The sequence below is a fragment of the Elusimicrobiota bacterium genome (genome assembly GCA_016788905.1).
GTDB lineage: Bacteria > Elusimicrobiota > Elusimicrobia > FEN-1173 > FEN-1173 > JADKHR01.
The window spans coordinates 1-25,471 of the sequence record JAEURZ010000018.1; the positions used below are offsets into that span (position 1 = coordinate 1).

The following is a 25,471-nucleotide window of genomic DNA, read 5'->3' on the forward strand; positions in this document are numbered from 1 at the left end:
CCCTCAATGCTTTTCGTTGTCGACGGTAAATGCGCAATATTTTATTTCAAAAGGGCTTGTCCCCCTGAACGGTTACGTTGTTTTCATTCTCCAGCAATTTCAGCCGCCGTGCATCGTATACATCCATCCCGCTGAATTTAGCTTTCCATTTGTAGAAGCTAGCGTCCGACATCCCATATTTTCGACACAGCGCCCGCGTATCGGCCCCCGCTTCTGATTCCTTCAGGATTCCTATGATCTGTTCTTCTGTATACCGCTTTCGGGTCATGGTCTTGCCCTCCTGGGTTCTGTTTTATCATCCCAGGACTCTACTTACAACCGGCTCAGTTTTGCGGGGGAGGACCAGTTCTCCAACAGGATGGAGACAGGATTTAATTTTTTCCTCCTGTGCGGAATGATTCACCCTCTTATAAAAAGGACAAAACGGCTTTCACGATTTTTATCTGATGCGACAAAGATAACCCAACAAAGGAAGGGAGGCTAACGGCTTGATCATAAAGTGTGTTGGTAAAATCAATCTTAAAAGCTTCACAATCCCGATGAAAGGGGAGACGGAACAATGGTTTCCACAGCCGGCGTGCCTCTATGCCTCGCTGACGCAAAAATGGAACGAGCCTGGATGCACCTCCACGACGCTTGAGACAAATGGTAAACAACCAATGCGTCGGAGAGGCCCATGCGGCATTCGGCATACACTCCAAATCCGATATCCCGGCAAAAGCCTGCCTGTAATATTTTGCAATTCGTCTTTTTTCATTCAGGAACTCATCAAGAAGTTCCACTTGAGAGCATCCCAGAGCAGCAGCGATATTGGAAAGGCGATAGTTGTAACCCACCTGATCGTGAATATATTCCTCTGGGTGCTTCTTCGCTTGAGTCGTCAAATGGCGAGCCCGGGCCGCCCGTTGACGATTATCGGTAATGATCAGCCCCCCTCCCCCGGTCGTAATCACTTTATTCCCGTTAAAACTAAAGCAACCAATATCGGCGAGCCGACCAATCGGTCTTCCCTTGTAGAGCCCCCCCAGAGACTCACAGGCATCTTCCACAACAAACAAACCGTAACGACGGGCGAGCTGCAGGATTGGGTCCATGTCGACAGGGTGTCCCAGTAAATGGACGGGAATGATTCCTCTCACTCTTCTCCCCGTAGTTCGGTTGATGAGTTTCCCCTTTTGAATATCGCATCTCTGCTCAATGAACTCTTCCACTTTAAATGGGTCCAATCCCCACGAGAGAGGGGAAACATCGACAAAAACGGGTTTCGCTCCACAATACGTCACTGCGTTTGCGGTGGCCACAAATGTCATTGCCGGAACAACGACCTCATCCCCAGATCCCACCCCCATCACCAAAAGAGCCGTATGAAGGGCGGCGGTCCCACTGGAGACCGCAACAGCGGATCCTCCGTCCAACCGATTTTGGATCATGGTCTCGAATAAATTTACGTAGGTCCCCGCCGAGGACACCCATCCGCTGTCGAGACAATCCTTTATGTAATTCCACGCGTTCCCTTTTAGGCAAGGGACAGAGAGGGGAATGAATGATTTGGGATTAGACCGCATAGGAGGTGGATTGATAGCGCGAAGAGTTCTCTTCGATCCATGAGATCGTTTCTCGAAGGCCATTTTCCAAAGAACAGGTGGGTTCCCAGCGGAGTAATTGTTTGGCAACGGCAGAATTGGCACACAAGCGCTCGACTTCACTTCTGTGAGGACGAATTCGATGACGATCTGTGAGAATAGGATTATTTCTCCCCATTAGGCGTAGGATCTTTTTTGCCAAATCCCCAATGGAGATTTCTCGACCGGACCCCAAATTAATGACACGACCGATCGCACGAGGAGTAACTCCCGCCAGTAAGAATCCTTCGACCGTATCCGTGACGAAGTTCAGATCCCGAGTGGCTTTGAGGTTTCCCAGTTGAATCTTTGTCCCATTCAAAATTTGACCGATAATCGTGGGAATCACGGCCCGCATGGATTGGCGGGGCCCAAAAATATTGAACGGGCGAACCGTAACAACAGGCAATCCATACGAAAAGTGGAACGCCTCAACTATTTTGTCAGCGGCGATTTTTGAAGCGGCATAAGGCGATTGAGCTCGGAGCAAATGCTCTTCCGAAATAGGAACGGAACAGGCCGTTCCGTAAACCTCACTTGTTGATGTGTGAATAACTTTCGCACCCGAATCCAGTGCCAACTGGAGAACATTCAAAGTCCCCTCAATATTTGTTTTCACATAGGAAGCAGGGGTTTCGTAGGAATAAGGGATTCCAATGAGAGCGGCTAAATGAAACACCACATCAATACCATGGAACGCTTTCTTTAATGAATCTTTTTCCCGGACATCCCCAGCAAAGATTTCAATTTCTTTTTTTTGATTGGAGTGATCCAGCCATCCCCACGTCCCAAGAGAATTATATCTTACTAGAGCACGTACGCGGGCTCCCCTTATTAGCAATCGTTCCGCTAAATGACTCCCGACAAACCCCCCAGCCCCGGTTACCAGAACTCTTCTATTTTTCCATCCCATTCGGAGTGGCCTCCTTAATCCTTCCGTCTATCTTTTTTTCTCTAACTTTCGAGCCAACATCTCGCCCTCAGGTTACTCAGAAAAAATCTTCACTAGGTTCCGGTTCCGGGCACGACTGGCCCCTGTCGCTGGAAACGGATATTCTCCTTGAAGGCCTCCTTGGCTAATCGGTAACTTTGCGGAGTTCCGATATCCATCCAGGATTCATGAATTGGGAAACCCGCTACTTTTTTACCTTTTCGAAGAAGGATTCGGATCAAATCCGGCATCTCGAACCTACGTCGTTTTGGGATGAAAGACAAGGCCTTTGCATTCAGCAAACATATCCCCGCATAAATATGATTTTGAATCACCGGTTTTTCAGAAAAACTTTTAACCCGGTCCCCATCCAATTGAATGACACCAAAAGGAATCGAGGTCTCGTATCGCCGAACGCCCACAGTCATGATGGGTTTAACTTCGTTGTGAAATCGAGCCATAGCCCGATAATCCACCTGAGTAAGGATATCCCCGTTGACCACTAGAAATGGCCCGAGACCTTTGAGCCGTCGGAGAGAACCTGCCGTCCCCTGCGGTTGGGACTCTTGTAAGTAATTCACATTCAAACCCCAGTGTTCACCATCTCCAATATATTGGATGATCTTTTCCGATCGATAGTGCGTTGTCACGTGAATACGATGAATCCCGGCCTCTTTCAATTGCTTTAAGATACGCTCCAATAGAGGTCTCTTTCCAATCGGAAGCATGGGTTTAGGAGTTTTCCTTGTCAATCGGCTCAATCGCTTCCCAAACCCCCCGGCCATAACCACCGCCTGAAATCCCTGTTTATCGTGGTGGATTAAATCCCCTGCAATGGCCACCCCTACGACGAAACCCCTCCGGTCCAGAAGGGGGACTTGAAGCACCTGCTTTTTCCTCATCAATCGATAAAGATCGTTTGTTGTCGCATTCCATGGAGCTGTCACGGGTTTTGGGTAGGGAGAGGTGGACCGGCGTTTTTGCAACAGCCGAACCGGAGCTTCTAAACAAATTCCAGCGAGGAGAGCCCTGCGAATATCCCCATCCGTAATCACATCCTTCAGTCTTTTCGATGAATCCAGAACCAAAACAGAGCCCGTTTGGTTCTGGTCAATAGAAGCGATCACCCTTTGAAGCGAATCTTCTGGACGGACGATGAGCCCCTCCCGATCGATAGGAATCGAAAGAGGCCTTGGGTCAGACAAACTTTCCATGGGCTTCATTCGAGAGGGTTTCTCAATCGCCATTTATCATTCTCTCGAACCCACAAATGAGGGGACCTGAACGCATCGCATAATTCATGGAACTTATCCGGGTTCAATCCAATATATTCCATCACTTCAACAAAATACCGATTGGGGAATTCTCCATCAAAACGCTTCACCAAAGAGACCCCTTCTTGGCGCGTTAAGTGTTTGTTCCTTATTTCTTGCGAAGCGTCGTAGCTCGCGCGCCCCAAACCGAATTTTATAAATGTTGTGTAGTAATGAAATCCATCTATTTTATCGTCAAGACTGTTGTATTTACTGTAGGTCCCTTCTGTTCGAACGGGATTGGCTTCAAACCCAACGTTCTCAACCGAGTAGTAATAACTTTCTTGGGGAGTCCATTTTAGGTAATACCCTAAATAATGTACTTCAATAGGAGAGGCTTCGAGCTCTTTGGGTTCCGCTGGCAAATAGGCTCTCATATCGGCGAGCGAAATACCATGGTTTTCAACAAGTTCACGTATGCAGACCCCCCCTAATCGCACGTCATTCAGGCTCTGAATGGTGTAGTAGGACTGGTCCCGAAGTGAAGTGGCTGTTTCCGCAATGGGATTTCCATATTCCGCTTCGCTTTCACCATAAAAAATCAGTGGAACATTATACTGCAGGGCAATTTTAGGAGCTAGGTTTTTCTGCCCTAAAATAAAGGTTTGAAATGGGTGCAAAAGATTTTCAATCGACAAACGAGTTAGCAATCGGTGCGTACGTCCATTGGGTTTAAAGGTGATGTTGTCAAACCCTCCGTTTTCAATCCAGGCTCTAAAATTTTTACGTCCGATGTCCGTGTAGAGGAGAGGGGGCCAGGTGATCGTCAACGGGTGCATCCCGTATTTATACTTGAGCGTGTGAGCAGCAAAAACACTGTCCTTGCCCCCGCTTCCAGGAACAATACAATCGTAGTTTCCATCTGACCGACGGTGACGTTCCAACAAGGCCAGCAATTCCTTTTCCCTCTTCTCCCAATCGATCCCTAATTTACGTTCAGCGTAACGGCAAGCATCACAGACACCCTCTTCGTCAAGATGAACGGTGGGAGTTCGACGCTCTTTGTCATGGCGAAATTCGGGATAGGAGCACGGTCTCTGATTTGAAATAACACAACGACGACAGAACCGGACTTCCTGAGGAAGACCAAATTTAGCTTCAGGAAGAGTTGACAATGAAGATTTTATCTCAGACATGCTCCGTCTCCTTGCCCACTCGATTGGCGAAAGCCTTATAGATTTTCAATCCAGCGGGGCCGCTCCGTTCTGGATGAAATTGACACCCAAACACCTCACCCTGCTGCACAGCGGCGCAATAATCCGTGTTGGAGAACCGACTCAATGCGAGGGAGGGCAAGCCTATTCCGGGACGCACGTGAAAGGAATGGACAAAATAAAAGGATTCCCCCGTGGGCATCCCCTCTAGGAGTGTTCCGTTCCACTGACCTTCTGAACCCGGCCAAATTGGATACCAACCAACATGAGGGATTTTTAGCCTCTGATCACCGTCATTGTTTTCCAACCTGACAACGTCGCCCGGAAACACCCCCAATCCCGGATGGGTGCCAAACTCATTACTTTCAGAGAAAAGTATTTGGAAACCCAGACAGATGCCCATGAACGGCTTTCCAACCAATACCACATCCCGAAGGACAGACAATAGATCTCGACGTTTCAGGGCCGCCATTGCATCCCCAAAGGCCCCGACACCCGGAAGGATTACACCGGCCGAACCCATGATCTCTTTGGGATCGCTCGTCACGCTTACTTCAAGGCCGACGAACCGGCATGCGGAGCTCACGCTAAAAAGATTTCCCCGCCCACAATCAACAATGGCAACCCTCATTCCGGCCCCCCCAGAACACGACAAGGAATGCCTTCTCGAGACAATTCAGCCTTAATCTCCCCTAAGGATGTACCTGGGAACACGCGGGAACCCCTTCTCTCTTCAAGAAAAACTGTATTTCCTTCTTCGATTTTGTCAGGTTTTTCAATTGGGAATCGATTTGCCAAGTTGTAATGCAACATGGACGCTACGGCAACAGCATCGGCCTTTCCTTTGGTCACGACGTCCGTAAGATGGACGGCCTTCCCCGCACCACCACAGGCAATAACAGGAACGGGGACAGACTCCACCACTCGAAGGATAAGTCCCTCATCGTATCCTCTTCCGGTCCCTTCCCGATCAATCGAGGTGACCAAGAGTTCCCCCGCACCAAGGGCAACGGCGCGAATGGCCCATTCGACTGCGTCCAACCCTGTTGATTCCCGCCCATAGTCCGTGAATACCTCGTAGCGTCCATCTTCTTTTTGAATTGCATCGATTGCCACCACAATTGTTGACGACCCAAAGCGTTGAGAGGCCTCCTGAATTAAATGAGGCTGTCGAACAGCCGCTGTATTAAGTGCCACCTTGTCGGCTCCCACTCTTAAAACAGCGCGAACATCTTCAACGGTGCGAATGCCTCCACCAACAGTGAGCGGTATGAATATTTCCTGTGATACTTTCTCAATCAACTGCAATAAACTATTGCGCCCGTACAAACTCGCAACAGCGTCCATAAAAAGAATTTCATCAGCGCCCTCTTCATAATATCGTCGAGCAAAAAATTCAGGAACACCAAGAACCCGCAATCCTTCCAGATGAATGCCTTTCACCACGTGTGGCCCCTTGATGTCCAGTCGTGGAATAACCCGAATCAATGAATATTCACCTTTTCAAAGGGAACCCGCTCGAATCGGCCCCTGGATTCTGCCGCGATTCCAACCACCCAAGTATTGGGAGGAACATCCCGGACAACCACCGCACCAGCGCCAACAAGAGACTGTGAGCCTATTCGAATTTTCTGACGAATAACAGCCCCAGCCCCAATATGGGATCCTTTGCCGACGTAAACTCCACCACACAACACCGCTCCAGGGGCCACATGGACGTGCTCTTCAATAAAACAATCATGTTCCACAACCGCCCGACTGTTTATGATGACATTCTCCCCAATCACAGCACCCGCATTCACCACACACCCCGGGAGGAGCTGAACACCTGAACCTAATATCGCTCCTGGAGAAACCACAGCGGATGAATGTCGAACGCTGAATGGATCCAATCCAGAAGCCTTTAGCTTAACGAACAATCGCGCACGAGCCCTATTATCTCCGTTTCCACCCACACCAACAACATAGTGCGTTGCGCCCATATTTAATATGGCCTGTAAAGAATCATCCCCTTTAAAAATTCGAATACCCTCCCACTTACTACCCCACTTTTTTCGATCTTTGTCCATCGCCCATTCTGGAAATGGAGCGGTGCAAGAACGCAATGCGTCCATTAGGACTCGTGCGTGTCCTCCTGTCCCAAGCAAAACGATACGAATTTGTTTTTTCTTTTTCATTGACCAAGGCCATCATAAAATTTTTTTTGAATGAGTTTTTGATCCAATGGAACGTCCATCAATCCCCGAACAATTTGTTCCGATGCGGACGTGCAGGGACGATACGGGTTTGTTAATCCTCTTAAGGCAGATCGAAAGGTCGGGGCCAACGCGCACCTCAACCCTTCCCCTATGGATTCCCGGTCGGGGTCTACATTGATCACGTTTTTAGCCTGGGTTCGACCCCGTTGTCGACTTCCCACATTGACAACGGGCAGAGAAAACGATGGGGCCTCAATAAGGCCGCTGGAGGAGTTTCCTACCATGGCGGCACATACAGCCATTAAACTAAAATACACCTGGGTACCCAAAGTTTTCGCAACATATACATTTTGGCGACTCAACGCAAATTCTTGAATTCTTTTAAAGATGACCTTTCCACGTGGGTCCGCGTTGGGACTCGTAAAAATAAGCGGACGTCCGGAGTTCGCCAGTGAAGCGAGAATTTCGTCGATTTGACGCGCGGGATCTTCCTCTTCGAGTGTTGCGGGGTGGAACGTCACCAGCAAGGATTGTTTGATTCCATTAATATTCAAACGATGCTCAAGATCTCTGGGAGATAGCATTTGTATTGTATTCAAATGATCCAAACCTGGAGAACCCGAAACAATGATTCTCCATGGTTCTTCCCCCATGCGCTCAATTCGACGACCGTGTTCAACGGTTGAGGCAAAATGGATGTGAGATATTTTTGTCATCGCGTGACGGATAGCATCGTCCATCGCCCCTTCTGTAATTTCACCCCCATGGATATGCGCCACAGGGAGGCGAAAAGGAAGGGCCGCGATGGCAGCTGCAAACATTTCAAAACGGTCTCCCATGACAACCAACAGATCTGGCCGATTCAAGGCGAAACTTCGAGAAAACCCCTGAACCCCCAGTCCCAAAGAGAGCCCGACCTCTTCGTAAGTATCTGACGATGGAAAAGATTTGATCTGTTCGTCAATCTGAATCCCACCTAATTCAAGCTTCCCCCTCCCGCTTTCCATCTCTTGAGCGTAATAACATCCGAAAGCCAAAACCTTAATGAAAACATCAGGTGTTGTTCGAAGACGTTCTAAAATAGGTGCGTATAGCCCAGCATCCGATCGGTCCACTGTTACAAGGGCAATTCTTTTCATCGAAACCATTCCAAGCGAAGGAGAGAACCAGAATCCACATTTCGATTGACTCGACGGCCGATCAATTTGGGAAGCCAATCGGGCGATAGTCCAGTACCCGGCCGAAGGATATCAACGGACAAGTGGTTCAACACTTCGCCTTTCACCAGGTCTCGTTTCGCCACCAAACTCCGCCGGGACATCCCTGCTGTTTCTTTTTCGGCTATAACCGGTTTCTTAACTCCATCCCCCATAGCCAAATGGATGTCCCCTATCCCCTTGGACAAGGCTCTAAGTTCATCCGGTATTATAGAAATCTTTTGATCAGGGCCCGTGAGCGCACGATCCAATGTGAAATGTTTCTCAAGGATGGTGGCCCCCAAGGCGACCGCGGAGAGAGAGACGACAATTCCTTTTGTATGATCTGAAAAACCGACAGGGACATGAAATGTTTTTCGGAGCGTTTCCATAGCCATCAAATTCACATCCTTTGGTTCTGTGGGATAGGCGCTCACACAGTGAAGAAGAACGAGATTTTTATTCCCGGTCATTCGGACAGCGTGTACTCCAGCACGCACTTCAGCCAGTGTGGCCATTCCTGTAGAGAGAATCATCGGTTTTTTTTTCTTCGCTACATAGGACAAGAATGGTAGGTTTGTCAGATCACCGGAAGAAATTTTAAATGCACAAATTCCTAAATCGTCAAGAAAATCCGCGCTGGATTCATCGAACGGAGTTGATAGAAAAAGGATTCCCTGTCGTTGACATTCCGAGAGTATGGAACGATAGATGGTCAGGGGAAGCTCCAACTTCTTAAGCATTTTGGCTTGAGACATTTCCCCACCTGTCCCATCTCGCTGGTAGAAAGCTGTTCGAGCACTTTTGGTCGTGAGCCTGGTTGTTTTAAATGTTTGGAATTTAATGGCATCTGCGCCAGCCCGTGCGGCCGCCTTCACAAGGCGCATAGCCCGATGGGGACTTCCGTTATGATTAACTCCAGCTTCGGCAATTAAAAAACAACGTTTCCCCCTCCCGATCCGGTGAGGTCCAATGGTTAGAATGGGGTTACTTATTTTCATTTTTTTTGACGAAACCAGTATTCGGCAAGGACGAGATCTTCTTCCGTATCGATATCGACACTGCGGGACCGCGGCATTCTACTCACAGCAAAACGGGATAGAGCGAAAGGATTTTTTAAATGACTTAGTATGTTACGTTTTAAAGCGTATACGGCACCATTGAGGGCATAGACAGGGGGCGCGTCTTGTCGGCGCGTGCTTGCCTTTGGGTTTCCACACAAAGGACGGGCGAAAGGTTGTTTTTTGGAAGGAAGTTGAAGCATATTAAAATAGGGGTTATCATGGGATACCGTTACGGTTGCACATAAATCTGCGTTCAGCGCCCATAAACGACGAACGCACGCATCAATATCGCCCCCTGTACGCAACGGGGAGGTGGGCTGGAGAATGACAATAGTTTTAGGGATTTGAGATTTTTCTTTCTCCCAATAGGCCACAGCATGACGAATCGCCAGCCATACCGAACTTTTGTCTTTTGCCAATTCCGTTGGCCTCAGAAAAGGAACGGGGACTCCAGCATTTTTTACCACGCGAGCGATTCCGGGATCATCCGTGGAAATTATGAAATCTGTTACTGTTTTAGCTTTCCTGGCCGCGGAAACGGTATGGAGAATGAGTGGAATTCCCCCTAGCAAACACACGTTTTTTCCAGGCAAGCCTTTTGATCCCCCGCGTGCCGGAATGATCCCGAGAACGGGAGTTTGAATCAGATTAGTTGTCCTTTTTTTATAATTCATATCGTTTAGAACTTTCTAAATATACTTTATGCCTCAAATGAGGTTCTGTCAAGGGGTGCCATTCTTCAAGTGAATTTCTCCCAAATAGAGAATTCAGGCTCTCCCCCATTCAATCCAGCAAATGACGGTTTTTAAGCAAAAATTGCGAACCTATACGAGATTGGAATGCCCCATGGTACCGGCTTGGGAGTGGAAACAAAGACCAAAATCGTTTTTGAAGTTCCTCGTCCTCTTCCGTATTCCTCCATTTCCCCAGAAGACGATCGTCCATTTCCCGGGTCAGGGCCTCAATCTCATTAGAAGAATTCTCAACAACTTCAATTCCCAATCGAGCGTACGTTTCCTTTCGTAAATATTGAGTACCATTCGCGAGCTGAAATATTTCTCTGAAACGCAAGAAACGACGTTCACGCGTGAGCCAAAGTTTTTTGGGAATAAATAAATCCTGGGGCCCTTGACTAGGAGCTAGTTCCAGAGGAATAATGTTGGTATAAGCAATCGGACGTCGAAAGACACTCGCCACAGAATCAATTCCACTACCCGAACCTACAAAAAACCGACAGTAAGCGCTAAGGAATATATCGAGGAATTCCGTTCTTTTTAACCTGGGATAATCAATTATCATTGGGTTTTTTGTTTTCAGACTCTCTTTAACAACGGCGCCCATTCGAATCGAAAATGTTCCTCTTCGACTCATTTCTTCAACGGCAGGGATATAGTTATTTATGCTGCAATCTCGGTAATCATGATAACTGCAATCCTGATCAGGGTAAACCATCTTGAGGTATACCGAATCCCTTGCGTGGAAACATATAAATTGAGATCCGGGTGTTACACCCATCTTTTCAAGAGCACAAAATCCCTGTCGGATCTCTTCAGGTGTAAATTTTATATGAACATTTGTTCGAATGAGGAATCCTTCGATGTCCCGACTTCCGTAGGGCCGGCCCGCCAAGATATGAAATGCGTGATCCCCCCCCCCGGGTAAAAAACGATTAATTCTCTCCATGTAGCGAGTAAACCCTATTACATTCAATGTCCTTTCACACATGATCTTCAGTTGGGTATTGCAAACGTCACCACTGTAGCTAAATACATCAATTGCCTTTATGGGATGAAGCCCCAGTTCCCTTTCACAAAGATAGAATTCAATATCCGTTACAAAATGTCCGATGCGGTCACTAAACAATACTCCGAAACGAATCCATAATAACGGCCGAATCAATCTCACGAGAATTACTAGGAACAACGCCAAGAGCCCCTTGATACATTTAAAGGCCAGGGACCTCCCACTTAACCATCCATGCCTTCTTATTAGTTGTGTCTCGCTGATCAATAATGTATTTGTTTTTTTAATGGCAATCCAAACACGATTTCTGAAATTTTCTGTTAAATTACGCATAGTGGAATATTTTAATATACATTGATTAACGAACACTTAACCCTTGAAGGTGCCCCATCCGATAAAACAGCCCTCTCTGATTCATCAATGAAGAATATGAGCCTTCTTCAGCGATTTTTCCATGCTGGAGGAGAATAATTTTGTCAGCATTAACGATTGTGGAGAGCCGATGAGCGACGGCTATGACTGTTGTCTCATGGGAGAGGGATTCCACCGCAGACTGAATCATCCTTTCCGAATGTGTGTCCAAAGAACTGGTTGCCTCATCAAGAATCAGAAGAAAAGGTTTCCGTAAGATTGCTCGAGCCAGGCTGATTCGCTGGGCTTGCCCACCGGACAATCGCACTCCGCGATCCCCAACAAATGTGTCGAATCCTTGCGGTAGTTTTTCAATGAATTCGGTCGCGTTCGCGCGGCGGCACGCGGATCGGATATCATCTTCGCTTGCTTCCGCGTTGGCCCACAAGAGGTTGTCCCGGATGCTTTGATTGAACAGGACGTTTTCCTGGGGCACATATCCGATTCGACGGCGGTAGGAACCCACCTCGAATTCATGCAGCGGCACCCCATCCAATGTGATCCGGCCCCCGGTCGGCTCATGGAGAGCCATGAGGAGATCAACAAAAGTGGACTTGCCCGCACCAGACTCCCCCACGATGGCGACGAACCGGCCCTTTGGGATTCGGAGCGTGATATCCGTTAAAATCGGCGGGCGGTCCGGGTAGGAAAAGGACACTTGATCAAGAACGATCTCCCGCTCGAAAGAAACGAAGGGACGAGGCCCGGAGCGCTGAACCAAACGGCGCGCTTCTCCCCGCAAGCGCTCAATTTGCTCATACGCTGGGAGTAGGTTCTGGATATTGCTCTTATTCGATGCGAGATAGCCCACCTGGGGAATCATGTGGAGAAAGGCGAGCATCATCACTCCGATCTCCGAAAGGGGGACCCCCAGGTGGCGGGAGAGCAGGAGGGTTAGGACAAGAATCCCCAATCCCAGCGGTTTGTAAGCGGCCGGGATGGCTTGGGTGAGCGTCTGAAACTTAATGGTCGCCTCGCAGTGTTTTTGGAACTCTCGGCGAAGGGCGTCAGAGTTTTTTTTCTGATTGCCATATCCCAGGACCACCTTAGCCCCCCCCAGACTGGCGTGGAGGAGCGCCATGGTTTCATTCGCTGTGTCCATGTTGGATTTTCCCAACCGGAAGGATATCTTCCCCAGCCGCAGGAAAGGCCAGGCCACCAGCGCCGTCAACCCCACGCAAAACAAGGTGATTTGCCACGAAATCGCGAGGGGAACGGCCATATAAGAGACCAGCCGGGCGCCAGCGATCAACAACAGCCCGATCCCCGAAAATGCGTTCCCGACCTGGACGACCGCGCTGGTGAAGGTGGTCAAGAGAGTTCCCTGGGAATTGCTGGAGAAGAAACTCCAACGGGCCGAAAAGAATTCGTCAAAGGCGTCCCCCATCACTTCACGAACAGCGGCGTATTTCGTCCGGAGAATTGAATGGGCGGCAAGAATGAACACCGCGCTAGACAATGCCTGAAGCGCCAGTAAGACGATCATCATGTTGCTCATTGTGGGCGTGAGGCCCACGCTGCGCAAAGTTTCAATAAAGCGCTGAGTGACGGGTCCTGCGGTCGAAAGGTTCGGGAGTGAAAAAAGGTCCACCACGGGGACCAACGTCAGCAGTGTCAGGGTTTCGAGACCCCCGGAAAGAAAGAGAAGAAAAACGCTGAGAAAAAATTCCCTTGGGAACCGCCTGCCCATCTCCCGAATGAAAACAATGGTCGTCATTGTTTCTCAAATACCGAATAATGAACAGGCATCCCCCACATCCCGGTGAACCCAGCATCGGTGTTACAAAATATCTTCAGGGCGTGCACATCTCCCGCAACCAATAGGTCCAAAATACTTTTAACACTCACGATCGACAGCAAAGCTTTCTTCCGGTCTGAGGGACGAGCGTAGAGCACTTCGTCCTCAACCCAGCGACTCAAATCCGCCAAGTAACTTTTTAATTCCTTGACCGCCTCCTCATTAACATTGTCGATTAATCCATCCACAAGGTGAAGCGTCTTTTCAAGACACGTTTCCAACGATGGACGAACCGAAAAGAGCGGGACACCAAAAAAATGACTGACGCGACTCCGATGAAGAAAGGCTTTCGTAGAATCCAATTGCTCAAGCGCGGAAACCCGCTTTTTGTGCCAACCCAATTCCAACGCATTTCGATAGAAAGGCCAAGAGGAATATAGGGTAAATCCGCTAGATGACATTTTTCGACAAAGGTCGTAGGGCTCGAAAAGGAAATGCAAACGAACAAATGGATTTTCAATCACATCCATCACCCACGATTCAAAGGAACGCGTATGGGGGATGGAATTCCATTTGGCCAAATATAGATCACGCGCCGATCGATTGGCCTCTATTCCCGTTAGCCGACGAACATGATTGTGAATGACGCGAAGGAACAATTCAAAAAAACTCCCATATTTTTCCATGTAGGAGAGGATTACCACTCCCCCGGGCTTGAGCAGGAACGAAAATAGATCCATCCATTGTTTTTCAGGACGAACCGTGTAAATAAAACCTTCCGCATCCACCACATCATATTGGCTTTTCTGATCCCCTGGCGCATGGAAAGCCGTCACATTGGATTCGCTTAACCCCGCTATTTGATGAGAAAGGTTAAATCTATCAAAATAGTCCAGCAAAACTGGATGCGCATTTTTGTTGGGCTCAACCAAAAAACAAGACGCACCCCACGTCGCAAAAGCGAGGGCATTTTCCCCGCTATCGGGTCCAAATTCAATGAGGCGGGCCCCCTGGAAAAATCGCGGGGCGGGTAAGGAAAGACGTTCAGTAAAAAACTTTCCCCTTTCCTTCTGGTGTTTTTCGAGATCGTCCCCTGAGGTGAACCGACAGTAGGTGGGCAAAATGATCTGGTCCCGATAATAGTCGATCAGACTCCCATAGGGGTTGGAAAACGAACTCACGGTCATATTATTTTAATCCCCGGCATTCCCATGATAATAAAATGTCCCCCCCTTTCTAAATATTCTTTATTTTTCCGAATAATACCTTCCGAATATCTCCACGCCAAGAGAAGAACATGAGTGGGCATCCGTTGGCACAACTGATCTGGCGGGTAAACCGGGATGTGAAAACCAGGACTAAATAAGCCCTGCTTGACGGGATTGTCGTCAACGATAAAATCAATAAAAGAACCAATCCCAAAATGATACAGGAGGGTGGTCCCGGTGATACACGCACCATACGCGGCAATGGAATTCCCTTGAACTTTCAATTTTTTGAGAATGGACAGAAGAGCGTCCTTCTCATGGGATACCTTTCCCGCGAAGGATCGGAAAATGTCTGGGTGAAAAACACCCAATTCATTTTCTTCCGCAATTAATGCCTTGACCGCTGGAGATACGGGCCGAGGCCCCCCTCGCGGCTGAACATAATAGCGCACGGACCCTCCTTTGGTGGGAACTTTGAGAACATCCACTAGTTCCAAACCGTGCCGTTCAAAGAAATCCCTCAACGGCCTCACCGTGAAGCTGGAAATATGTTCATGATAGATAAAATCGAACACCATATTCCGCAGTATATCGGGAAGGTAATAACTCTCCATTACAAAAATTCCCGAAGAGGACAAAAGCGCCCGAATTCCTTCCGTGAGATCAACGAGGTTGTCGATGTTGGCGAACATGTTATTGGCAGTGATAATGGAGGCGGGGCCGCGCTCCTGGCGGAGGCGAATCGCCACCTCGTGGGTAAAGAAAATTGGAAGGGTCTCGATCCCGGATGTCGTGACCCGTTGGGCGAGCTCCACGGCAGGATCAACTCCGAGGACACGAAGTCCTCGCGCTTTAAAGAAACCAAGCAAAAGGCCATCGTTGCTCCCCAAATCCACGACCATCGATCCCGGAGGAGGAACCCATCGCCCTAAAACGTCCTCTACATACCTCCGAAAATGGTCCCCCAACCCTTCCGAACTTGCCGTCACATACAGATAGTCTCGATAAAGAATCCTGGGATCGATCACGTCTCGCAACTGGGCCAAACCACATTCCCGGCATAGGAAAAGGTCGATGGGATAGAGCCTCTGTTGTTCACCAAGGCGGCTGGACGGAACAAATGCGTCTCCGATCGGGGAGGGTTCAAGCTGAAGAGCCAGAACAAACGATTTGCTCCCGCACAAACGACACTCCTTTCGTCGATAAAGAGAGGACGACGGGGGGATCACGAACGGGTTACCTTGATCCTGCCCAAAGGGGTTAATGAGCGCGCCAGCGACTCATGGGCTTGAATCGAGACCCCTCCATCCACAACAAGATCCTGACCCGTAATGAATGAAGCTTTTGGACTACATAAGAAATCGACCGTCGAGGCGATTTCTTTCATTGTTCCGATTCGGCCCAACGGGATAATGGTCTTATAGAACGCAGTAAATCCGGGGTGTCGTTGGTAAAATTTTTCAGATTCCGCTTTGACCACCGGCCCAGGCGATACGGAATTCACTCTGATTTTTTTGGCGCCAAACTTCACGGCGTAATACCGGACCATTTGAGTCAAACCCGCCTTGGCCACATGGTAGCCAACGGATTGCTCTCGAGCGATGAAATGATTGGCGATGGAGCTGATCACCACAATGGCCCTTTCCCCGGCAGGATCAAAATAATCTCCTGTTCGTTCCAAAATTTCTCGGGTCGCCGTTAGACTCACTTGGAGCTCTCCCATCCAATCGTCCTTAATACCCCGGTAACGTTGAAAAAAAACTAGGGAAGACAATGCCCCCCTTCGACGAATAATATCCGCCATGAGTGGGCCCAAACTTCTCCCTTCGGTTAAATCCGTTCTCCAATGGTCCACCCTTAATAATCGCCGGTCAATCGCATTGGCCGAATGACGACCAACTACGGAGACGAATCGATCACCGTGCTCTGACCACATGTCAACAAGAGCCCGACCAATGCCTCTTGTCCCACCAATAATCAGCGAATGCTTCTTCTGCATGGCCCCCCCTCTTTTCCTTTCCAATCAAATCAAGATTATTAAGCCTTACCGTAATCAGTTCGAGAATGTCTTTTTTTCTTAAAAATGAAATAGGAAATCATCAATACCGCTGTGGTCAACTTAAAAGCGAAGTCAGGGAGAGGAAAAGAACATTTCCCCAAGATTCGATTAAGTTTTCTTCGGCTTCCTCTTCAACAATTTATTACCTGTTGATGCATAGAATCTATTAATTTCTGCCTCCAACATCTTCATGAAAATTCGTTGTTCGTTTTTGGCTTTCGGGCCTGGGGCCCACGGGGCAAAAACAGTGTTCTCCCGCCGGAAAGGCCCCGTTGTCACTTCGTGAAATACGAAGGTCTCCGAACGGATGACAAGAGTATGGAACCTTGAGTCGTTTAACCGACAGTAGAAAATCCGACCGGATGCATTGTCTCCCAGCGGAAGAACCCCGGTGAGACAACCTCGAATATCAAAAAAAAGAAGATCGGCAACTCCTTCAATGACGTGATAGGATTCTGGTTTATTTTGATGTCGATGGGGTTGGACATAGGCCCCCTTCGTATGGACGATCAACATTTCGTGTAGTCGATTTTTAATATTGGGGTGAGTACACAAGCGTGACCTTCCAATCCTTGCGTTCAGACCAATTCTTTTTAATCGGACAATTTCATCCCCCCCTACACAAACAGGTGAACGAACTGCAAAATAGACACCGGGGCTCGACCGTTTCATGATCATAAAGTCTTCCAAAAGGGAGGGAGGAGACTACTCGGAGGAAGGAGAGAAACGAATTCACCACCTCTCGCTTCAAAAACTGAGTGTTGAGAGATTACTTTGGTCTCGTTCTCAGCGTTCACCGCCAGCAAACATAAGTCGATTGATTTCTCTTCCAGGGCCGCAGAAGGAAGAATGGGAAGACGAGATCCAGGTATGAATTTCCCTTGTTTTTCTAGTTGATCGTCCACGACAAACTCAATGAAGGGAGTCATTCCGGTAAAATTGATGAGGGAAATCGCTCGACAACCCGCCCCATAAATGGCAATTTTTTTGCCTTGGTTATGATGTATTTTCAAAAAGCCCAGAAGACCGTCACGAAAACGGGGCCATCGTTCGCTGAAGGCCATTACGGCGCTCCGTAAATCTTCCAGAGGGGCCATCGCGTTGCAAAACTCCATTCTGTCTCCGTTTCGCCCAATCACAACAAGTGCTTCTCCGCTGAAATTACTCGTTTCTTCGCGAATCACTCTGATGTTATATTTCGCAAGGAGGTGGTGCAGTGTCTTCTGGAAAAAGTAGTTGACATGTTCCTCCCAGATCGCGCTGTAATCAGCGACCTCCACGATGAAATCGAAATGGGGCACCTCGATTAACACATACCCACCCGGCTTGACCAATCTCATGATTCCGTCACAAAAAGACTGCAAGTTTGGAATGTGTTCCATGACTTGGCGGGTAATCAATAAATCATACTGTCCTTGGGCAGAAACCAATGTATCAGCCAACGCCCGATCAAAAAAAGCGTTGACAACGGAAAACCCCCGCGTCTGGGCAACGACGAACGCATCCTCCGCGGGCTCAATACCGAAAAGGTGTGTGAATCCAGCGTCGCGCAGGGCATTCAAAAATACCCCGTCATTGCACCCCACTTCCACAATCCGGGAATTTTTATTTATATTCGGTAGCTCATCAATCAGCGTCAATAAGCGCGGGATGTGCGGCTGAGGTTTCCACGAACTGAGGCAAACATACTTTTTGTAGAGCATGTGGGAAGGCACCGGATCAATTAATTGAACCAAACCGCACGCATCGCAAAAATACATTTTCACCGGATGTTTGTATTCATTTTGTGAAGGATTCAAAACGAAGTGGTGCGCAATGGGATGACGTCCCATGTCCAAAAGGGGCGAAAGTCTTTCCCCTCCACATAATCGGCAAACACATTTCATTCAAACCTCCCTGCTCCGTCAATCTCGCCCAGGAGGGCGGGCCTGTCGCACGACATCCAGAGCTTCGTTGATCTGTCCAAAGAAAGAGGGATAGATTATCAATTCCCCCATGTTTCGTCTCCGCACTTTCTAGGCTCTAACGGGCGGACGAAAGGAACTTTCGTTCAAATCCAAAAAAGGAGACCGCGGACAAGGCAGCGGTCATGCCAAAACAAATGACAAAGAGCAAAAGATTAAAAATAAAGTTATTTTGAACATGAACAAAACGAAGGAAAAATTGAATGACACAGACATTGACCGCCCAATGAAAAACATAGAAACCATAGGAGATTTTCCCCATGAATGTTAAAAATGCGCTTTCGAGAGAAAAAAGCGGGAAGGGATGAAACGCAACGATCACGATCAAGAGGCTAAAAACAAGAGAATACACGGTGTCCGTGAATATTCCGTAACGCACTCCCACAACGAAATGCACCAGCGCCCAGAACCAGACGGCCCACGGGATCCATCTCCTCTGAAAAAGACATTGAAGCCATTCGTTTTTGTACATTCGAATCCAAGCGAACAAGGCGCCGATGGCCATGCAATCAAACCGGCACAATGAGAAAATCGATCCGACCCATTGAATTGAAAATTTCAATATGAAATACCGAACCACCGGCATGACGAGGACAAAACCGACCAAACCGAGAAGAAGCCTTGGTCGGGGTATATTTTTTAATAGGAGCGGCCATATCAAGTAAAAATATTCCTCCACCCCCACTGACCACAGGGGCCCCCCAAAGGGGGGATGAGAGTAAAGAGAAATCGCAATCTGTGGAGACAGGAAAAGAAACAAAAGAAACCGATGTAGAAAATAACCGTCAAGAACAGTTCCAAGCACAGGAAATTTCATAAACGGAATAAATGGGAAGACAAAAAAAACTAACAGAACCCAAGAATAGTACAAGGGCCAGATGCGGAGCATTCGACGCAAGTAAAAGGAGGGGAGATGGATTATCAATGTCTCGCCTTCTTCGCACAATAGAAGGTAAGTAATCAAAAATCCGCTCAAAACAAAGAAACACGTGACGCCATCGGCCGCAACGCGGGTCCCCATGTGAAACATCCAGTTGGGAATTCCGGCCCAACCTTTTGCCTGTTCCAAATGAGCGTAAAAAACGGAAAAGGCCGCCAAAAAACGAAATCCATAGAGCCCGCGAAGGTAAACTTTCCCTTGGGAGACCATTACGGTTGATTCGCCGCACACACCATTCTATTCATCTTTCCCGATGGTGAGAAGGCATCGACCGGCCACACACCCTTTGCGCAAATCATCGATGGCTGTATTAATTTGATCGATAGGATAACGTTTTGTCACAATATCATCCAACCGCAATTTTCCTGCCCGCAGCAACCTTTCCAGTTTTGGGATATCGAATTCTGGTCGGCAACTTCCCCCTTCGGAGCCCGTGAGGAATTTTTTAAAATGGAGAGGAAGAGTGTAGAACCTTGGCTGACGGGCGTTCACGGGGGGAACACCCACTAAAATGGTGCGGCCTCTCGGGCTCGTTACGTTGTAGGCCAACTCAATCACGTCGGCGACCCCCGTGTTTTCGATGGTCACATCCGCTCCAGGAGCGCCCACAATTCTCTGAATTTCGGCTTCGATGTCGCCCATTTTTGGATTGAGCGTATAGGTGGCGCCAAGGCGCTTCGCCAATTCCAGCTTGTTGTCATACAGGTCGATAGCGACAATGGGATATCCCCCCACCATGGCCGCAAATTGAATCATACTTAGGCCAACCCCCCCGGCCCCAAACACGACAATAGATTCTCCAATGCCAAGACGGGCGTCATTATTTATAACCCCCATCGCTGTGGTGATAGCGCACCCCATAAGAGCACCTATTCCTGGGTCCAACTCCCTAGACACGGGGGTGAGACGGTTTTCAGAAATCACAGCGTATTCACTAAAAGTGGTAACCCAACCGGCGTTCACAAGACCCAACTTTGATTGATACTGAGGGGGGGGCGATTGGAGACCCGCACCTTTGCGCCAGTGACAGACCACCCGCTGGCCCGGCTTTACCGTTGTGACCCCCTCGCCGCATTCCATGACTTCGGCTGTCGCTTCATGGCCCAGCAAGTGCGGGAGAAACTTATCGGGCCCCTTTACGGCATCGATTTCGTTGATCTGCGCTCCGCAGATCCCGGTACAGATTATTTTGACCAACACCTGACCATACTTAAGGACAGGGGCTTCCAGTTCCTCTATGACGAGTGGCTTGCGACTTTCGACGAGGACGGCGGCTTTAAATTTCATTCGCGAATGGAATTAATGGAGTCAAATTGGATCTGGACTCCATTGGTGGGCAACGGATTGGTGTATATGAAATTCAGTGCATGGAGCGTTTTCGGGGTCATTGGGTTTGTTTTGGTTTGGCCCAGCGCTTCAACAGAGACAGGCGGGTGCGATTGAGTTCCTCAACAATGGCTTTTTCTTCGGGCAAAACAGTCCTGTATTCAGCGGCCAGAACCTTGTTGGGCAAGTCCTCCAGAGAATATTTTGCCACGGATTCATCTTTCTGCGCGCAAAGGATTAGTCCAACGGGCGGATTTTCGTCTGGGTTGGTCCAATGAGCTTTGGCATAATTTAAATACATATGCATTTGGCCAGCATCGGAGTGAGTGAACTTCCCGAGCTTGAGGTCGATCAGCACCAAACATCGCAATCGTCTGTGATAGAAAAGCAAATCGATTCGGTACCACTCATCTCCAATTCGCATCCTCTTTTGCCTTGCCGCAAAAGTGAAATTTGCTCCCAACTCCAACAGAAAAGACTCCAAATGGAGAATCAATGCCTCCTCCAGTTGATTTTCGGAATACTCATCTTTCAGACCAAGGAATTCCAAAACATAAGGATCTTTGATTTCCTGTTCGGGGGTAAGAGGATTTTCTTCTCTCTGATTCTTTATTAGCATAGCCGCTTTGTTGCGCGACAAAGCCGTGCGCTCGTAAAATTGGCTGTCGATTTGTCGTTCCATTTGCCGAATGGACCACCCTCCGCGCAAGCACTCCGCTTCGTAGAATCGGCGCGCATTCTCATTTTTTACGTTCAGAAGTCGAACGTAGTGGGACCAAGAAAGCCTCAATTGTTCTGCGAGAGTCCTGAGCCCACGGGTCTCTGATTTCGCAGACAGTGTCTGCGAAATTGGCCATTGGAGATAGAAAGCCCGCATTTGTTCAAGATTTCTCTCTGAAAATCCACGCCCAAGGGGGGCCAAATCCCGAGACAACTTTTCCACCAGGCCCTTCCCATAGGCTGCCCTTCTTTTTCCGTGTTGATCAAACTCCACAATCCGTCGGCCAATTTCCCAACAAGTGGCCACCAACATTCCATTGACAGCACGCACCGCAGTCCGTCGGGCATTCTCCAGAAGGCCCCGAATACTTCCGACCAGGCGGCCATAACGGGTCGCTCCCCGCCTAACAGACCGACGGCTAAAGGTCAAATGTTTCTCAGGTTTTTTTACTGCCATGAATTCTCCATCTGAAATAACTCAAGACTCAAAATATATGAAACCATAATCTCCGGTGTAACCACAAAGCTTATAAAACCAGGCCCATTCCTGAGGTGTGTAGAAACTTTCGCAGGTGAGTTGCCAATAGAGCATATTGGCTTTTTCTTCCTCGTTTCGGTAGGATTCAACACAAATGTATTTGTTCATTTTTCCCACACGTTCGATTTCTTTCACCGCGTCATGAAGCTCATAATTGTAAAGGTTGTGAAGAGTTGTGTTGGAATAAACGAAATCGAAAGACTTGTCAGGGAAGGGTAATTGGGTGGCGTTCCCTACCTGAAGGAACGGCTTCACTTCTTCCTTTGCATTATCGATGGCGTAAGTTGAAATATCAATCCCGGAAATTTGCAAGCCCGGGACCGCCCGTTGGAATTCGTACAACATATACCCTTTGCCGCAACCCACATCCAATATTCTGTCCCCCGATTTCAAGCCATAATGTTTGGCGATGGTCTGGGCCAGGGGGAACCAACGGCCATCATAACGGTACCCTCCAAACCCGAACTTTCGGTCCCCGTCCCAGTATTCCGAACCGTATTTTTTAGCGATTCGAGCGGCCTGTGCCTTGGGGAATTCCGTGACACGGCCCACGTAGTCTCGTTTGGTGGATTTATTTAAAACCTGAATAAAATCAATTTGTTCCATCCCCGTCTCCAATAAACAGTATTTTATAGAATTATCTACCATCGCCAGAACTTCCATCCATGAGATTCGATGCGTTGCCCAATTCGAAAGGTCACCCTTTGAAAAACATGAAGAATCAGCGCCCTTAGAGAAAGGGTTTCAAGAATAGAGCGCTGCCTCCCTTTTTTCGAGCGGTCCAGTAGCGGGACATAACTTCGACTGGGTGGATTTGGAAAAAACTGAAGCCGATAAGCATAATTCCCATCGGAACCCATACACTGATAGGCATAACGGAAATCCTCTTTGGATTGCTTCTGAAAAACGTAACAAATCCCAAGGCAAGCCCCATCTTTTGACCATTGGAGAATGTCCAAGAGTTCATTCGAAAGCGGGATGTAAAACTGATCCACTCCATAATTGCCTTTCAATGCACGTGGAAGGATCCGGAGCTCTTCTTTATCGATATATTTCCGATTTAGCGTGACAAGAAAGGAGGAAAAAAGAACGCGATAACCATTGGCGGCCGCCATGCTTTCAAAAAATGAAAGGTCAAAATTGTGAAAACCGTTTCCGCCATAGAGACACTGACTGATGTGAATGATCCCGCCTGGTTTGCATAAACGATGCACTGTCCGATATGTTTCACCGATGTTGAATACGTGCTCATTGGTCCCATGATCGGTGACCATGTCAAACTGCCCCAGAAGGGTAGAATCCGTGAAAGGGAGATTCAGATCATGTGGTATAGCCCCATAGTTATGATTGAGATCAATGCACCGGTATTCCTCAACCCCGAGAAGTTGATAAAAAGGCTTGGCCGGACAGCGGGGATCTCCTGGCCAATAATTTAAGTTTGAAAATGGTTTATGATCGTATGAAGTTATACCCGCTGCGTGAAGATATCCTTCAAATTGGTGGGGTGTCAGGTGCAATTCTTGCGAACCCATTTCAATAATCGACTTGACGTTTGAGAACAGGTTTCTTTGCCACAACTCAAGATTCAGTTTGACTGCCGCAGGACCAAGTCCCATATTGCTTTCTCCTTTTGCTTATCCTAGCATGTGGTCTAAAAAAAAGCCCTTCTCGATGGATGCCGCCAGGACTTCCCATTGGCGTTTTGATTTATCAATTTGAAGCATTTTTCGTTCCCCAACATCGACTCCTGCGAATATCCGACGTTCCCCTTCCACCTTAAGGAATTCATTAAGTAGTATGAGACACCATTTCAAAGCCAACATCGGATAAATCAACCGCAAACGGCGCAGGCCGTCCGAGGTTCCAGTCAACCGCTGGGACATTTCTCGGACAAACCTCGGGTGGAGATCCAGAGGCATCGGCACGGCCGGGTGCAGGCAAGAGTTGGCAATCATTTGCGCCGGATCATCCCACCCCGCGTATTCAAAATCCAGGAAAACCAAATGTCCCTCTCGCCTCAGTGTGTTCTGAAACCCGTGGTCGGCGGGGCTTAACGTTAGCTGAGCCGGATCTAAAACTTTGTCGATGGTGAATCCTGATTTCGCCTGATTCTTTAAAAAATTCTCTAAAGCTTCATACGCCCAAGAGAGCGGCCCGTTAATAAAATCGGCCGCTACGGGGTCCATCCGTGGATCGATTTCCTGTTGCAAACGTCGAAAGCGGCGGGAGACATTCACCCAATATTCGGCTAACGAAGGAGCGTAATCCGATGCGGTCGGTAATCGTTGGGCTTCTGGTCGGTCTTTTCGATTATACAAATCTTCCAAAAATGTGATGAGCTGTTCCACTTCCGCCCATGAGATATCGGCGGGAGTCAACGGAATCCCATCGATATACTCATAGAGTCCCAGAGATTCCTCGCGAAACATCCCAAATGGCTGGGGGACACGATGCACCCCTGTTTCCCACAGAAACGTTAACATCTTAAACTCGGTCCCCAGGCGATCTCGGGGATCGTCGGGGTGGCGAAAATAAATCTTTGCGACCCGGGCGCCTGCCGACAAATCCACCTTGGCCACCACGTTGTTGCCCACCCCGTTCAGGAGAGAAACCCCCTTAGGGCATTCGCCCGTAACGCGCTCCACAATGGAAGCCACGTCACCCGGCGTCATGCCAGAAGATCCTCTTCAAACGCACGCGCGACATGGTCCCAGGTTGTAAAGGAACGGTATCCCTCCAATTTCTCTGGTGGTAGATCTGGAGCAAAAAGCCACTTCTTCACTCCCATTGGAAAATGGGGTTCAGCGAAGACCTCTTTCAAATCGTCGATAAAATGGGTACACCCAAGAGTGCGAATGCGGTTCAGCTTGTCCTTCCGTGTGGGCTCAAAAAAGACCTCATCACGGGATAAGGCAACCCCATCGTAGAATCCATAACTTTCCAACCAACGCTGTCCCGCTTCATGTAGATCGTGTGCTGGCCCACCCACGGCGTGGGGTGTCTTATGGCTAATGACATACACCGGGATTCCTTTTTGACGACACAGAACGAGAAACTCTCTCGCGCCTGGGAATGGGAGCGCTTCGGAGAGAAGAGGGCCATAAACTATTCCTTGCAATTCTGTCCATTCCGTATCGCGCCCTTGATCCCTCAAAATTTGGCGAACCGCGTCTTTCCCCCCGGAAAGTTCGGGCGGAATCATCCTACGCTCACAGGCGACCCGAAAAAAAAGGGGGGCGCAACAGACGAGCGTGTTGTCGAAATCAATTCCTATGCGCACAGAGCGCCCGTAACGATCCGAGGTATTCGACGGGACCGACATACAGATCTCCTTCCTACCGTAATT

25 protein-coding genes are annotated in these 25,471 nt (G+C 48.5%); all 25 read right to left on the reverse strand.

The features are described 5' to 3' along the window. Positions 1-46: 46 nt before the first annotated feature. A complete protein-coding gene (locus JNK54_08135) occupies positions 47-268 on the reverse strand; it encodes a transposase (GenBank protein MBL8024229.1) in 222 nt (73 codons plus the stop codon). 139 nt (positions 269-407) lie between these two features. Further along, entirely contained in the window at positions 408-1,565 is a 1,158-nt protein-coding gene (locus JNK54_08140; GenBank protein MBL8024230.1) for a LegC family aminotransferase, read from the reverse strand. Then, on the reverse strand, positions 1,555-2,535 hold the full coding sequence (locus tag JNK54_08145) for an SDR family NAD(P)-dependent oxidoreductase (protein MBL8024231.1): 981 nt from the start codon (positions 2,533-2,535) through the stop codon (positions 1,555-1,557). The genes JNK54_08140 and JNK54_08145 overlap by 11 nt, the downstream gene beginning before the upstream one ends. A gap of 92 nt (positions 2,536-2,627) precedes the next feature. Beyond that, entirely contained in the window at positions 2,628-3,800 is a 1,173-nt protein-coding gene (locus tag JNK54_08150; GenBank protein MBL8024232.1) for a nucleotidyltransferase family protein, read from the reverse strand. Further along, on the reverse strand, positions 3,773-5,002 hold the full coding sequence (locus JNK54_08155) for an N-acetyl sugar amidotransferase (protein ID MBL8024233.1): 1,230 nt from the start codon (positions 5,000-5,002) through the stop codon (positions 3,773-3,775). The genes JNK54_08150 and JNK54_08155 overlap by 28 nt, the downstream gene beginning before the upstream one ends. Further along, complete coding sequence (gene hisH, locus JNK54_08160) at positions 4,995-5,651, reverse strand: imidazole glycerol phosphate synthase subunit HisH (protein MBL8024234.1); 657 nt, start codon at positions 5,649-5,651, stop codon at positions 4,995-4,997. The genes JNK54_08155 and hisH overlap by 8 nt, the downstream gene beginning before the upstream one ends. Next, the gene (gene hisF, locus JNK54_08165) at positions 5,648-6,508 is read right to left on the reverse strand and encodes an imidazole glycerol phosphate synthase subunit HisF (GenBank protein MBL8024235.1); all 861 of its coding nucleotides are present in this window, start codon (positions 6,506-6,508) and stop codon (positions 5,648-5,650) included. The genes hisH and hisF overlap by 4 nt, the downstream gene beginning before the upstream one ends. Then, entirely contained in the window at positions 6,505-7,197 is a 693-nt protein-coding gene (locus tag JNK54_08170; protein ID MBL8024236.1) for an acetyltransferase, read from the reverse strand. Before JNK54_08170 ends, hisF begins: the two co-directional genes overlap by 4 nt. Continuing rightward, entirely contained in the window at positions 7,194-8,357 is a 1,164-nt protein-coding gene (neuC, locus tag JNK54_08175; protein MBL8024237.1) for a UDP-N-acetylglucosamine 2-epimerase (hydrolyzing), read from the reverse strand. The genes JNK54_08170 and neuC overlap by 4 nt, the downstream gene beginning before the upstream one ends. After that, positions 8,354-9,415, reverse strand: coding sequence for an N-acetylneuraminate synthase (neuB, locus tag JNK54_08180; protein MBL8024238.1), 1,062 nt, complete (start codon positions 9,413-9,415; stop codon positions 8,354-8,356). The genes neuC and neuB overlap by 4 nt, the downstream gene beginning before the upstream one ends. Further along, positions 9,412-10,071, reverse strand: coding sequence for an acylneuraminate cytidylyltransferase family protein (locus JNK54_08185; GenBank protein MBL8024239.1), 660 nt, complete (start codon positions 10,069-10,071; stop codon positions 9,412-9,414). The genes neuB and JNK54_08185 overlap by 4 nt, the downstream gene beginning before the upstream one ends. 190 nt (positions 10,072-10,261) lie before the next feature. Beyond that, positions 10,262-11,554 carry a TIGR04372 family glycosyltransferase gene (locus JNK54_08190; GenBank protein ID MBL8024240.1) on the reverse strand — a complete coding sequence of 431 codons (1,293 nt, stop codon included), beginning with the start codon at positions 11,552-11,554 and terminating at the stop codon, positions 10,262-10,264. A 25-nt stretch (positions 11,555-11,579) separates the two neighbouring features. Beyond that, on the reverse strand, positions 11,580-13,349 hold the full coding sequence (locus JNK54_08195) for an ABC transporter ATP-binding protein (GenBank protein MBL8024241.1): 1,770 nt from the start codon (positions 13,347-13,349) through the stop codon (positions 11,580-11,582). Next, a complete protein-coding gene (locus tag JNK54_08200) occupies positions 13,346-14,557 on the reverse strand; it encodes a methyltransferase domain-containing protein (protein ID MBL8024242.1) in 1,212 nt (403 codons plus the stop codon). Before JNK54_08200 ends, JNK54_08195 begins: the two co-directional genes overlap by 4 nt. After that, on the reverse strand, positions 14,554-15,804 hold the full coding sequence (locus JNK54_08205) for a class I SAM-dependent methyltransferase (protein ID MBL8024243.1): 1,251 nt from the start codon (positions 15,802-15,804) through the stop codon (positions 14,554-14,556). The genes JNK54_08200 and JNK54_08205 overlap by 4 nt, the downstream gene beginning before the upstream one ends. Further along, positions 15,804-16,577, reverse strand: coding sequence for an SDR family oxidoreductase (locus JNK54_08210; protein MBL8024244.1), 774 nt, complete (start codon positions 16,575-16,577; stop codon positions 15,804-15,806). Before JNK54_08210 ends, JNK54_08205 begins: the two co-directional genes overlap by 1 nt. 168 nt (positions 16,578-16,745) lie before the next feature. After that, complete coding sequence (locus JNK54_08215; GenBank protein ID MBL8024245.1) at positions 16,746-17,315, reverse strand: WbuC family cupin fold metalloprotein; 570 nt, start codon at positions 17,313-17,315, stop codon at positions 16,746-16,748. Then, complete coding sequence (locus tag JNK54_08220) at positions 17,312-18,523, reverse strand: methyltransferase domain-containing protein (protein ID MBL8024246.1); 1,212 nt, start codon at positions 18,521-18,523, stop codon at positions 17,312-17,314. The genes JNK54_08215 and JNK54_08220 overlap by 4 nt, the downstream gene beginning before the upstream one ends. Positions 18,524-18,659: 136 nt before the next feature. Further along, positions 18,660-19,772: an acyltransferase gene (locus JNK54_08225; GenBank protein ID MBL8024247.1), complete on the reverse strand. Its 1,113-nt coding sequence runs from the start codon at positions 19,770-19,772 to the stop codon at positions 18,660-18,662. Positions 19,773-19,778: 6 nt separating this feature from the next. Beyond that, the gene (locus JNK54_08230) at positions 19,779-20,828 is read right to left on the reverse strand and encodes a zinc-binding dehydrogenase (GenBank protein ID MBL8024248.1); all 1,050 of its coding nucleotides are present in this window, start codon (positions 20,826-20,828) and stop codon (positions 19,779-19,781) included. A 97-nt stretch (positions 20,829-20,925) separates the two neighbouring features. Then, positions 20,926-22,044 (reverse strand): DUF1016 family protein, encoded by a 1,119-nt coding sequence (locus JNK54_08235; protein ID MBL8024249.1) that lies wholly within the window; start codon positions 22,042-22,044, stop codon positions 20,926-20,928. Positions 22,045-22,065: 21 nt separating this feature from the next. Further along, positions 22,066-22,731, reverse strand: coding sequence for a methyltransferase domain-containing protein (locus tag JNK54_08240; protein MBL8024250.1), 666 nt, complete (start codon positions 22,729-22,731; stop codon positions 22,066-22,068). Between the two features lie 35 nt (positions 22,732-22,766). Further along, entirely contained in the window at positions 22,767-23,741 is a 975-nt protein-coding gene (locus tag JNK54_08245) for a hypothetical protein (GenBank protein ID MBL8024251.1), read from the reverse strand. An 18-nt stretch (positions 23,742-23,759) separates the two neighbouring features. Further along, positions 23,760-24,797, reverse strand: coding sequence for a phosphotransferase (locus JNK54_08250; GenBank protein MBL8024252.1), 1,038 nt, complete (start codon positions 24,795-24,797; stop codon positions 23,760-23,762). Beyond that, a complete protein-coding gene (locus JNK54_08255) occupies positions 24,794-25,447 on the reverse strand; it encodes an HAD family hydrolase (protein MBL8024253.1) in 654 nt (217 codons plus the stop codon). Before JNK54_08255 ends, JNK54_08250 begins: the two co-directional genes overlap by 4 nt. Positions 25,448-25,471: the final 24 nt, after the last annotated feature.

Coding starts and splice junctions, on each gene's coding strand:
- JNK54_08135 (MBL8024229.1), bottom strand. CDS start 268: ATGACCCGAAAGCGGTATACAGAAGAACAGATCATAGGAATCCTGAAG.
- JNK54_08140 (MBL8024230.1), bottom strand. CDS start 1,565: ATGCGGTCTAATCCCAAATCATTCATTCCCCTCTCTGTCCCTTGCCTA.
- JNK54_08145 (MBL8024231.1), bottom strand. CDS start 2,535: ATGGGATGGAAAAATAGAAGAGTTCTGGTAACCGGGGCTGGGGGGTTT.
- JNK54_08150 (MBL8024232.1), bottom strand. CDS start 3,800: ATGGCGATTGAGAAACCCTCTCGAATGAAGCCCATGGAAAGTTTGTCT.
- JNK54_08155 (MBL8024233.1), bottom strand. CDS start 5,002: ATGTCTGAGATAAAATCTTCATTGTCAACTCTTCCTGAAGCTAAATTT.
- hisH (MBL8024234.1), bottom strand. CDS start 5,651: ATGAGGGTTGCCATTGTTGATTGTGGGCGGGGAAATCTTTTTAGCGTG.
- JNK54_08170 (MBL8024236.1), bottom strand. CDS start 7,197: ATGAAAAAGAAAAAACAAATTCGTATCGTTTTGCTTGGGACAGGAGGA.
- neuC (MBL8024237.1), bottom strand. CDS start 8,357: ATGAAAAGAATTGCCCTTGTAACAGTGGACCGATCGGATGCTGGGCTA.
- neuB (MBL8024238.1), bottom strand. CDS start 9,415: ATGAAAATAAGTAACCCCATTCTAACCATTGGACCTCACCGGATCGGG.
- JNK54_08190 (MBL8024240.1), bottom strand. CDS start 11,554: ATGCGTAATTTAACAGAAAATTTCAGAAATCGTGTTTGGATTGCCATT.
- JNK54_08195 (MBL8024241.1), bottom strand. CDS start 13,349: ATGACGACCATTGTTTTCATTCGGGAGATGGGCAGGCGGTTCCCAAGG.
- JNK54_08200 (MBL8024242.1), bottom strand. CDS start 14,557: ATGACCGTGAGTTCGTTTTCCAACCCCTATGGGAGTCTGATCGACTAT.
- JNK54_08210 (MBL8024244.1), bottom strand. CDS start 16,577: ATGCAGAAGAAGCATTCGCTGATTATTGGTGGGACAAGAGGCATTGGT.
- JNK54_08215 (MBL8024245.1), bottom strand. CDS start 17,315: ATGATCATGAAACGGTCGAGCCCCGGTGTCTATTTTGCAGTTCGTTCA.
- JNK54_08220 (MBL8024246.1), bottom strand. CDS start 18,523: ATGAAATGTGTTTGCCGATTATGTGGAGGGGAAAGACTTTCGCCCCTT.
- JNK54_08230 (MBL8024248.1), bottom strand. CDS start 20,828: ATGAAATTTAAAGCCGCCGTCCTCGTCGAAAGTCGCAAGCCACTCGTC.
- JNK54_08235 (MBL8024249.1), bottom strand. CDS start 22,044: ATGGCAGTAAAAAAACCTGAGAAACATTTGACCTTTAGCCGTCGGTCT.
- JNK54_08240 (MBL8024250.1), bottom strand. CDS start 22,731: ATGGAACAAATTGATTTTATTCAGGTTTTAAATAAATCCACCAAACGA.
- JNK54_08245 (MBL8024251.1), bottom strand. CDS start 23,741: ATGGGACTTGGTCCTGCGGCAGTCAAACTGAATCTTGAGTTGTGGCAA.
- JNK54_08250 (MBL8024252.1), bottom strand. CDS start 24,797: ATGACGCCGGGTGACGTGGCTTCCATTGTGGAGCGCGTTACGGGCGAA.
- JNK54_08255 (MBL8024253.1), bottom strand. CDS start 25,447: ATGTCGGTCCCGTCGAATACCTCGGATCGTTACGGGCGCTCTGTGCGC.